The sequence below is a fragment of the Methylobacterium sp. B1 genome (genome assembly GCF_000333255.1).
Lineage (GTDB): Bacteria > Pseudomonadota > Alphaproteobacteria > Rhizobiales > Beijerinckiaceae > Methylobacterium > Methylobacterium fujisawaense.
In genome coordinates this window covers 1-8,930 of the sequence record NZ_BACT01000408.1, presented here as the reverse complement: position 1 = coordinate 8,930, position 8,930 = coordinate 1, and the positions used below count along the sequence as shown (strand labels likewise).

Below are 8,930 nucleotides of genomic sequence, written 5' to 3'. Positions count from 1 at the left end.
CAGCATAGCTATGTACGGACGGGATACCGCTGAAAGGCATTTAAGCGGGAAACCCCCCTTAAAACGAGACCTCCCTGGAGGGCCGTGGAAGACGACCACGTCGATAGGCCGGGGGTGCAAGCGCGGCGACGCGTTGAGCCGACCGGTACTAATCGCCCGATTGGCTTGATCGCTCTCGTGATCCGTGTCCGGACTGGATCGGCCGCCGCAAGGCGGGCGATGCCAGAGACACACGCCACAACGAAGACCCGCAGCGACGACGCTGCATGCTTGCCGAACACAACACTCGACGCCGCAGCACCCTGCGCCGCCGAGTCCCAAAAGAATTGCGATGCGCCGGTCTGGTGGCCTGAGCGGCGTGCCCAGAACCCGATCCCATCTCGAACTCGGCCGTTAAACACGCCAGCGCCTATGGTACTGTGTCTCAAGACACGGGAGAGTCGGTCGCCGCCAGACCCGCCCATCGCAATCGGCATTCCCTCGACACGACACCGATCCGGCCCCGGACGACAGCGCCACCGCCCATCGCGGCAGGCGCCCCGGACACGCCGAAACACTCTTGGCGCGGGGTGGAGCAGCCCGGTAGCTCGTCAGGCTCATAACCTGAAGGTCACAGGTTCAAATCCTGTCCCCGCAACCAAACACACAAACCCGCCGCGCCCAAAAGCGCGGCGGGTTTTTTCGTTCGGCCGACCCCTCTGCGCCGAGGCATCTGAGCTCCCCCGACTTCAGGTCGGCCGCCGCGACGCCCAGAATCCACAGGGCCTCTCGCGCCGCATAGCGCCCGTCACCCGAGAAGGCTCGCTGGAGTTGCTTTCGCCTGCTCGCGATAGCGGCTGGAAATGCATCCTGAGCGCACAATCGACGGGTAACCGCGGGCTTGAAAGCTCTATAGCCCGCGCCGCCGCATCCCTCCGGCTGTAGAAGGAAGTAGTCGTCGATTGACATTGTGTTCGGCACCTCGGCTTTGCTGCCTTTTAGGTAGGAAGCGGCGCGCCGATCTTCTACCGTCCAGCGCCCTCACGCCTATAAGCGCGGGGCAGGCTCATAGGATCGAAGGCACCCAGCAAGGCCGTTGTTTGTAAGGCCGCGATAGGATATATATCCAGCCATATTATTGGAGGCTGGCGATGAGCAATGCCGCACAGAAGCGGGCGATCCGCAACTATCGGTCGCGTCAGGCCCAGCGCGGTATCGCGCGCTTCGAGGTTCAGGCGCTCGATGCAGACCGCGAACTGATCCGCGCTCTTGCTCGCCGCCTCGCCGATGACGGCCCCGAGGCGGTACAGGCGCGGACGATGGTCCAGCAGATCGTGTCCGGAGAGCCGCCGCATCAGGGCGGCATCCTCCAGGCATTGCGACGCTCGCCGCTCGTTGGTGCCCATCTCGACCTCAGCCGCGCTAACGAGGAAGGGCGCAGGGTCGATCTGTGACGCGATACCTGCTCGACACCAACATCATCAGCAACGTCGTCAAGCCGACGCCTTCCGCCTCCCTGCTCGACTGGATGGCGGAGCAGCGCGACGATGCGCTGTTCATCGCGTCCTTGACGGTCGCTGAAATCCGCCGAGGCGTGCTGGAGAAGCCGGCAGGCAAGAAGCGCGAGGCGTTGGACGCATGGTTCGCCGGTCCCGAAGGGCCGCAGGCCTTGTTCGCGGGGCGCATTTTGCCATTCGATGACCGGGCCGGGTTGATCTGGGCGCGGCTGATGGCGGACGGGAAGATCGCCGGTCAGCCACGCAGCGGCCTCGACATGATCGTCGCCGCGGTCGCCGATGCCAACAATTGCATCGTCGTCACTGATAATGAGAAGGACTTCGCTGGGCTTCGATTCATCAATCCGCTGCGTGGAGCAGTCTGATGTCGATCACCGTCTGGCATCGCTCGGGAGGGCGGCATGGCTGAAACCCAGATTGAGTGGACCGACTCCACCTGGAATCCTGTCGCGGGGTGTTCGATCGTCACCGCCGGCTGCACGCATTGCTATGCCATGGAGATGGCGAAGCGTCTCGAAGCGATGGGCGTCGCTAAATATGCCGGGCTGACCCGAAAGACTGGCAAGCGAACCGTCTGGAACGGCGTGGTACGCGAAGACCGCGACGCGCTGTCGATCCCACATCGCTGGCGTAAGCCACGCAAGATCTTCGTCAACTCGATGAGCGATCTGTTCCATGAACGGGTGAGCGACGCCTTCATCCTCGGCGTCTGGCAGGTGATGCGCGACACGCCGCGGCACAATTATCAGATCCTCACCAAGCGCCCCGAGCGCATGGCAGAACTCGTTGCCCGACAGATCGGGGAAGTCCTGCCCAATGTTTGGCTCGGCACCAGCATCGAGGATGCCGATGTCGTGGGTCGCATCGAGCATCTGCGCAAAGCGCCTGCTTCGATCCGCTTCATCTCGTTCGAGCCGCTGATCGGAGCGGTCGGTGCCGTCGATCTCAGCGGCATTCATTGGGCGATCGTAGGCGGCGAAAGCGGCAAGTCCGCGCGTCCGATCCGCGAGGAGTGGATCGACGAAATCCATGCCCGATGCCTGTCCGCCGGCACCGCCTTCTTCTTCAAGCAGTGGGGGACGTGGGGCAAGGACAACAAGAAGCGCTCGAAGAAGGCGAATGGCCGCGAGTATCGTGGGCAGACCTGGGATGAGATGCCGGCCGTGACACACGCTGTCGCATAACAGGTCTGGGTACAGGGGAGGCAGTGTGGTCGAGAAGCGATATGAGTGGGCAGACGGCGCAGTCCTCGAAGAACATTCGCGTCGGAAGCACGAAATCCTTCGCGAATATGTGTTCGACTATCTTACCGTCCGCTGCAAGCTGCCGCAGCAGGAACGGTTTCGACTCTCCATCGTCGATGGCTTTGCCGGTGGCGGTCGCTATCACTGCGGGGCGGCTGGTTCACCACTGATCTTCATCGAGGAACTGAAGCGCGCGGTCGAAGCCGTGAACACGCAGCGGGTCGTTCAGGGACTCGGCGCGATCGAGGTAGAGTGCTTGCTCGTCTTCAATGACGCCAGCCGCGACGCGATCGAGCTTCTGAAAACGCATGTCGCGCCGATGCAGTCCGACATCGCACTGACCTGCCCAAAGCTTCACCTGAACGTGGAGTATCTCAACGATTTCTTCGAGGTCGCCTATCCGAAAATCAAGTCGCTTCTGGGTCAGGGACGCTATCGGAGCGTGATTTTCAACCTCGACCAATGCGGCCACAGCCATGTCGAGCGCGGCACGATCCTCGACATAATGCATTCCTGGCCCGCAGCCGAAATCTTCTACACGTTCGTCATCACGTCTCTGCTGGCATTTCTCCAGAAGGACGAACCCGAGCGCCTGCGTGCGCAACTCGACCACCTGGGCATTCCAACCAATGACATGCAGGCGCTTGATGGGCTGATGAGCCGGAAGGACTGGCTCGGCACGGCCGAGAATATCGTCTTCGACGCCTTCCGCCTTTGCGCGCCGTATGTCAGCCCATTCTCGATCAACAATCCCGGCGGATGGCGATACTGGCTGATCCACTTTGCCAACGCCTATCGGGCGCGGCAGGTCTACAACAACATCCTCCACGACAATGCGAGCTTGCAGGCACACGTCGGCCGGCCAGGCCTCAACATGCTGTCCTACGATCCCCGACATGACGAGGGAATGCTGTATCTCTTCGACGACAGTGGCCGGGCGTCGGCGAAGACCCAATTGCTGGACGACATCCCCCGTCTCGTGACCGAGGCAGGGGACGCGATATCGGTGATGGAGTTTTACGAAAGCATCTACAATGTCACCCCGGCGCACGCTGACGACGTTCATGCGGCGATCATCGAAAATCCGGACCTTGAGGTCATTACACCGGCTGGCGGTGAACGCCGTAAGGCCAACACCATCGCGGTGAATGACATTATCAAGCTGAAAAATCAGCGCAGCTTCTTCCCGATGTTCCTGAGCGCAGGGAAGAACTCGAAATCATAGAGCCGGTAGACATGGCGATCAGAGATGGCGCACCTTCAGCGCGCCATGCCACTTGTTGTTGAAATACTCGCAGACAAGGCGGCGATGGCAATGATGTGGCTTGTCTTCGGAGCAAAGTAGGCATCCGCCCTCGAACATCTCAGGTTTAAACCTGTCCTCAATCTTGCGCTGTTCCATCAGTCGCATGAAAGACCTTTCGTAGATATTCCAGTCACCCTTATCGCGTTTGAAAGCTTTCAGAATATCGTCTGTCGGCGCTAGCAGTGGTTGATGCACATACTGCGTCCCGCAAATCTCTCTGAGAAAATAAGCAAGATCATCGGCCTTGGCAAAACCTGCAAGCTGTGAGGTGTTATGCAGGCGAACGTCGATCACCTTCCTCACGCCCGCGCTCTTCACCCGGTCGAAAAAGCCGGCTGCCGTGGTCTTGGTAAAGCCGATCGTTGCCAGATTGATGCCGGTCACACGTCTACTCCAGCCGCAGTTTTACGGACGTTGTCCTGTCTTTCTGAAAACGCCACCTTCATCGCTCTGTCTCGGTAGGCGGCGGCAAGCCGCTTGGCTGGCGGCTCGAAAAGATCAATGTCGCTCTTGCCCGCCATATCCATCAGCTTGTCCTCGATCTGCCGATGATCGACGATCTGCCCTCCGCTAAGGATATGGCGGACAGATACACCGCGCTCGTGCAGCGCCCTTCCGACCAGCAGGCAACGATGGCAATCCATCGGATCATGCTCCGAGCACATCATGGCGATCCTGTATTTCTCCGCACCGTCGACGACGCGGTTCAGCCCGCGTGTGAACGAGTCCGTCTTCGCCATCTGCTCGTAGTCAGCAACGCCATCACAAAAAAACTGCTTCCCTTTGGGACGTCCGCCCAGTTCCTCACCGAGAAACACATACGCGACATCGTCCTGGCGCAGTTGGTCGCGCAACAAATCCCGATTGAAGTGCGGAAAATGCCTCGAAAACGGCGCGGTCCTAACATCGGCAATTGCCGTGACCGATGCCTGCCGGAGAAGCGAAAGGAAGCGCTCATAGGGCAGCGTCGAATGCCCGATCGTCAGAACCTCTACAGCCGCGTTCGCCAAGCCCACCCCTCCTTCATGTTACGACCGCTCGTCCGACACGATCTCCATATTGATGTCAGCCCAACCTTACCAATGGCGCGCGCACCCGGCCAGCAGTGTTCGAAACTTGAGTGGCTTTTTGCCGTCACGCATGACGCGGCTGGTGGCGCATAATGCTCACAAGAAAATCAGGCCGTTGACCTGTGCGTAGCAAGAGTTAGGCATCGCTGCGAACGGACGGCACAGACCGAGGCGGACATGAATGCTCTGACTAGCCCGGGCGTCCGCTTCTAGGGCGGCGATACCCCCGGTAAGGAAGCGGGTTCTCGCGGCATCAGCCGGCACGGAGAAGTCATACTCGACTCCAGCCTGATCGATCTGCGTGCGGAGCCGTCGCTTACCTGGGGACGGATTGTCCTCGTAGAATGAAATCGACTTCGGATCGATCCTGATAGCGTCGAGCGAGCATGTTTGTGTGCCGGCGGTCACATGAGCCTTGCCGGAATAGGCTCGATGAAGTTGCCCCCCGAAAGCTTCATCGATCGATGCCGCCACGTCAGCTGCGACAGCCTGGACCATCTGCGCGGCGGTCATCTGACCGAGGATCGCACTGTGCCTCCCGGCGATGAGAACGCGGTCCTCCGTGGCATGGGGAAATGGGAAGTTTGCCGGGGGCGTCGCCGCATCGAAACGAACCAAGTTGCCAACTGCGAAGAATTTGCCCGGACCAGCGTACTGAGTACTCCAGAAACGCGATGCTTCCGCGGTGGCATTGGCGGTCGGCGGCTCCGGGCGGATCATCCCGCCATTGTTCACGTCCCATCCCGCGACGCAGAAGAGGTCACCGTACCGGGTGACATCCGTTATTATCACATCATAAGTCGGCATTTTCCGGCGACCTCCCCCCAACTAAGTGCAATTTGTGTTGCTGAGGGTGTCTTTGCAAGTTTTGCGAGTGATCGACATTATTGCACTACGGCGCCGGCCTCACCTCCGGCAACAGCCGGCGGGCGCGTCCTCTACACGGTCGAAGACCTCCCGGCATGGACCGCCAGCAGTGCGCGCAAGTCGGCCTCCGAGCAGACCGCCACCCGCGTCTTCCACGCCCGCTGACCGCGGCCGAGAAAGCGTCGCTCTGAATGTCGGGCGATGCGACCCGGAGCGAACGTTGGCAGCCCCATCCGTTCGTAGTCGCGATCGGCGATGCGGCGCCCCGCAACCGGCGCGACCTGATGGAGCGGCAGTTCTTCTCGCTCGCCGATGCCAAGCGCACCGCGCCGATCCTCTACGAGGCCGGCGGCAGTGCGTCTAGATCCAGGCGATGCCCGAACACGGCGTGGCGACGATCCAGGACGCCGACGTGCTGATCTGGGCGGCCGGCCAGATCTTCGAGGCCGCTAACCACGGCTTGTTCACCTCACGCTTCTTGCGCTTCACGCGCTACCAGATGCTGTTCGCGATCGACCGCGCCACCGGGCCAGGAGGGAGTCGATTCGGGCTCGGGTTCAGCGGCTACGCTGCTAACTTTGGAATGGCTCTCTCGATCAGTCGCGAGAATGGGGTCGTGTGCACCTCTACGACCAACGAGCGTTGCGCACAATCAATCGCCAAATTTTGCCGAGATCGGGTGTTGCGGGTCCCCGCAACCAACGATCCTTGCGACGGCAAGCCATCCAGAACCCCGGCCTCCGACAGGAAGCCGGGGTTTTTCTTGTTTGCAGCTAACCGAAGGATGCCGGCGGGGTCGCCGCGCAGCACGATGCGCAACTCGCCGTTTTCAGGGACGAGCGTGACCTGATTGACGAGCGTGCGGAACAGTTCCGCGGCCTCTGCGCGTCCGTCTTCCGTTTTTACAGATCTCGCTAAGATGGGAGAGGGTGGCGAAATGGTCCTTTTCCTACTCGCGGAGCACTGTCTCAAACTTCCGCAGATCCTGTGCGAAATCGATCTGAAGACCGACCGCCGGATGCATTACCATAGTGCCGACGGCGTTTATGCGGGCGTCACGCCCGACGGGATCTTGAAGCTCTATTGGGGCGAGTCGAAGCTCTACAAGGACATAGCGTCCGGCATTCGGGCTTGCCTTTCCTCCCTCGCCCCGTTCCTCGTTGAGCCTGAGCGCCTAGGCGCCGAATGCGAGCGCGACATAATCCTGCTCAGCGACAAGGCTGACTTGAGTGACCCCGCGATCGCCGAGGCCATAAAACGTAACGTGTATAATAAATCGACCCGGCAACGGCGCTTCAAATATTGTAGTATCACTATATTTTGCTTCGCTTCGGATTTCTATAATTTGAACGGTGCCAAAGCGATCGCTGATTAGCTGGCTGATGCCGCCCGACAGGCGCTGGAGACGTGGCGCAAGAAGATTGGGAGCGCCTTCCGCTTCCATCCGCGGTGACCCGACCAGCGGCTGCGCAAGGCGATTGCGGACCTCACGCTCGACAAGCTGATCCAGAAGGAGGCATGCCGGGGAAACGTCTGAGCCACGCGCGCCGACATGTCTGTGTCGCGCACATCATCGATGTCTTGCACGTTTCTGAACGCCGCGCTCGTCGGGCTTGAAGTTTTGACCCTTGACCCTGACCCAGCCAACCGGTCCGCGCCGAGCGCAAGTTTTTCGGGCATTTGAGGGTCCCCCGGATTTTGGTCCGGCCGGAATGTAAGCTTCCGGATCTCATTCGGCGGCCTGCAGGGCCGCCGCCAGGGCGAATTCCTGGGGCGTTCGCCACCCCAGGGCGGTGTGAGGACGGCTCTCGTTGTAGTGCCGCCGCCACGTCTCGATCTTGCTCCTCGCGTCGGCCAACGACAAGAACCAGTTCGCGTTCAGGCACTCGTCGCGCAGCCGGCCGTTGAACGACTCGACCAGCGCGTTGTCGGTCGGCTTGCCAGGGCGCGAGAAGTCCAACGTGACACCGTTCTCGTAGGCCCAGCGGTCGAGGGCTTTCGAGACGAACTCAGGCCCGTTATCGACCTGAATCGCGCACGGTGCTCCGCGCAGCAGCGCCAAGCGGCCGACGACAGCCACGACCTGCTCGCCCTTGATGACTTGCCCAGCCTCGGTGAACCTGCGCCCGACAAGTTGCTCGCCCATTTCCCCCCGCTCGGCGGGCGGCACATCAGCCTAACCTGCGAGCACATCTGGCAGAACGCCGCTGCCGAGCTGCCCCGCGACGGATCCCGTCCGCTTGTCCGTCGTCAGATGATTTGAGACGACTTGAGGCGCTCAGGAACGGAGGCTCTGGTCCTTCTGGGTTGAGAGGTTAGGCAGCCTGCGCGTGGTGGCGCAAGCGGCGATCGATGAGGGTCTGGCGCTTGATCCGCGCCCGCTCCTGCAGGATGGCCTCGCCGCGGCCGAAGTAGACGTCGGCGGGAGTGAGGTTGTCCAGGCTCTCGTGAGCCCGAGCGTGGTTGTAATGCTCGACGAAGGCGGCAACCCGCGCCTCCAGTTCGCCGGGCAGGTAGGCGTGTTCGAGCAGGATGCGGTTCTTGAGCGTCTGGTGCCAGCGCTCGATCTTGCCCTGCGTTTGAGGATGGCGGGGCGCGCCGCGGATATGGGTCATGCCCCGGCTGCCGAGCCAGTCGGCCAGATCACCCGCGACGTAGCTCGGCCCGTTGTCGGAGAGCAGCCGCGGCCGATGCGCCACCTGCACATGATCGAGCCCGGCCGCCGCCAGCGCGAGGTCGAGCGTGGCGGTGACGTCGCCGACCTGCATCGTCGCGCACAGCTTCCACGCCACGATGTAGCGCGAGAAGTCATCAAGCACCGTCGAGAGGTAGTACCAGCCCCAGCCAACCACCTTCAGGTAGGTGAAGTCCGTCTGCCAAAGCTGGTTTGGCGCGGTGGTCTTGTCGCGGAACTCGTTGGCGGCTTTGATCACGATGTAGGCCGGGC

General features: G+C 61.4%; 9 protein-coding genes, 1 tRNA gene, 2 rRNA genes and 3 pseudogenes. 10 read left to right on the top strand and 5 right to left on the bottom strand.

From position 1 onward, the window contains the following. From I53_RS11835 to I53_RS11805, 7 genes are all read left to right on the top strand, one after another. A 23S ribosomal RNA gene (locus tag I53_RS11835) occupies window positions 1-173 on the top strand; the annotation flags it as partial. 167 nt (window positions 174-340) lie between these two features. Next, a 5S ribosomal RNA gene (gene rrf / locus I53_RS11830) occupies window positions 341-456 on the top strand. Between the two features lie 107 nt (window positions 457-563). Next, window positions 564-640, top strand: a tRNA-Met gene (locus I53_RS11825). A 490-nt stretch (window positions 641-1,130) separates the two neighbouring features. Beyond that, complete coding sequence (locus tag I53_RS11820) at window positions 1,131-1,433, top strand: hypothetical protein (RefSeq protein WP_043350866.1); 303 nt, start codon at window positions 1,131-1,133, stop codon at window positions 1,431-1,433. Then, window positions 1,430-1,861: a type II toxin-antitoxin system VapC family toxin gene (locus I53_RS11815; RefSeq protein ID WP_043350862.1), complete on the top strand. Its 432-nt coding sequence runs from the start codon at window positions 1,430-1,432 to the stop codon at window positions 1,859-1,861. The genes I53_RS11820 and I53_RS11815 overlap by 4 nt, the downstream gene beginning before the upstream one ends. A 36-nt stretch (window positions 1,862-1,897) precedes the next feature. Next, a complete protein-coding gene (locus I53_RS11810) occupies window positions 1,898-2,680 on the top strand; it encodes a DUF5131 family protein (RefSeq protein ID WP_043350859.1) in 783 nt (260 codons plus the stop codon). Window positions 2,681-2,705: 25 nt separating this feature from the next. Continuing rightward, window positions 2,706-3,965: a three-Cys-motif partner protein TcmP gene (locus tag I53_RS11805; protein WP_043350856.1), complete on the top strand. Its 1,260-nt coding sequence runs from the start codon at window positions 2,706-2,708 to the stop codon at window positions 3,963-3,965. Window positions 3,966-3,983: 18 nt separating this feature from the next. Here I53_RS11805 and I53_RS31225 read toward each other — a convergent pair whose 3' ends face one another. From I53_RS31225 to I53_RS33900, 3 genes are all read right to left on the bottom strand, one after another. Beyond that, the gene (locus I53_RS31225) at window positions 3,984-4,430 is read right to left on the bottom strand and encodes a DUF488 domain-containing protein (protein ID WP_306307435.1); all 447 of its coding nucleotides are present in this window, start codon (window positions 4,428-4,430) and stop codon (window positions 3,984-3,986) included. Further along, on the bottom strand, window positions 4,427-5,056 hold the full coding sequence (locus I53_RS11800; protein WP_210161578.1) for a DUF488 domain-containing protein: 630 nt from the start codon (window positions 5,054-5,056) through the stop codon (window positions 4,427-4,429). Before I53_RS11800 ends, I53_RS31225 begins: the two co-directional genes overlap by 4 nt. Before the next feature lie 156 nt (window positions 5,057-5,212). After that, window positions 5,213-5,923: a hypothetical protein gene (locus I53_RS33900; protein WP_187294344.1), complete on the bottom strand. Its 711-nt coding sequence runs from the start codon at window positions 5,921-5,923 to the stop codon at window positions 5,213-5,215. 251 nt (window positions 5,924-6,174) lie between these two features. Between I53_RS33900 and I53_RS31215 the strand changes: the two are divergent. The 3 genes and pseudogenes from I53_RS31215 to I53_RS35065 form a co-directional block, all read left to right on the top strand. After that, window positions 6,175-6,512, top strand: a pseudogene (locus I53_RS31215) (replication initiator protein A); the annotation flags it as partial. Window positions 6,513-6,902: 390 nt separating this feature from the next. Further along, a complete protein-coding gene (locus tag I53_RS11795) occupies window positions 6,903-7,358 on the top strand; it encodes a DUF1837 domain-containing protein (RefSeq protein WP_051044786.1) in 456 nt (151 codons plus the stop codon). Between the two features lie 87 nt (window positions 7,359-7,445). Next, window positions 7,446-7,594, top strand: a pseudogene (locus tag I53_RS35065) (IS3 family transposase); the annotation flags it as partial. 118 nt (window positions 7,595-7,712) lie between these two features. On the opposite strand, the pseudogene I53_RS11790 reads toward I53_RS35065, so the two are convergent. Further along, a pseudogene (locus tag I53_RS11790) lies at window positions 7,713-8,081 on the bottom strand (integrase core domain-containing protein); the annotation flags it as partial. Between the two features lie 217 nt (window positions 8,082-8,298). After that, a partial coding sequence (locus I53_RS11785) for a DDE-type integrase/transposase/recombinase (RefSeq protein ID WP_043350851.1) occupies window positions 8,299-8,930 on the bottom strand: 632 nt, incomplete at its 5' end.

Coding starts and splice junctions, on each gene's coding strand:
- I53_RS11820 (WP_043350866.1), top strand. CDS start 1,131: ATGAGCAATGCCGCACAGAAGCGGGCGATCCGCAACTATCGGTCGCGT.
- I53_RS11810 (WP_043350859.1), top strand. CDS start 1,898: ATGGCTGAAACCCAGATTGAGTGGACCGACTCCACCTGGAATCCTGTC.
- I53_RS33900 (WP_187294344.1), bottom strand. CDS start 5,923: ATGCCGACTTATGATGTGATAATAACGGATGTCACCCGGTACGGTGAC.
- I53_RS11795 (WP_051044786.1), top strand. CDS start 6,903: ATGGGAGAGGGTGGCGAAATGGTCCTTTTCCTACTCGCGGAGCACTGT.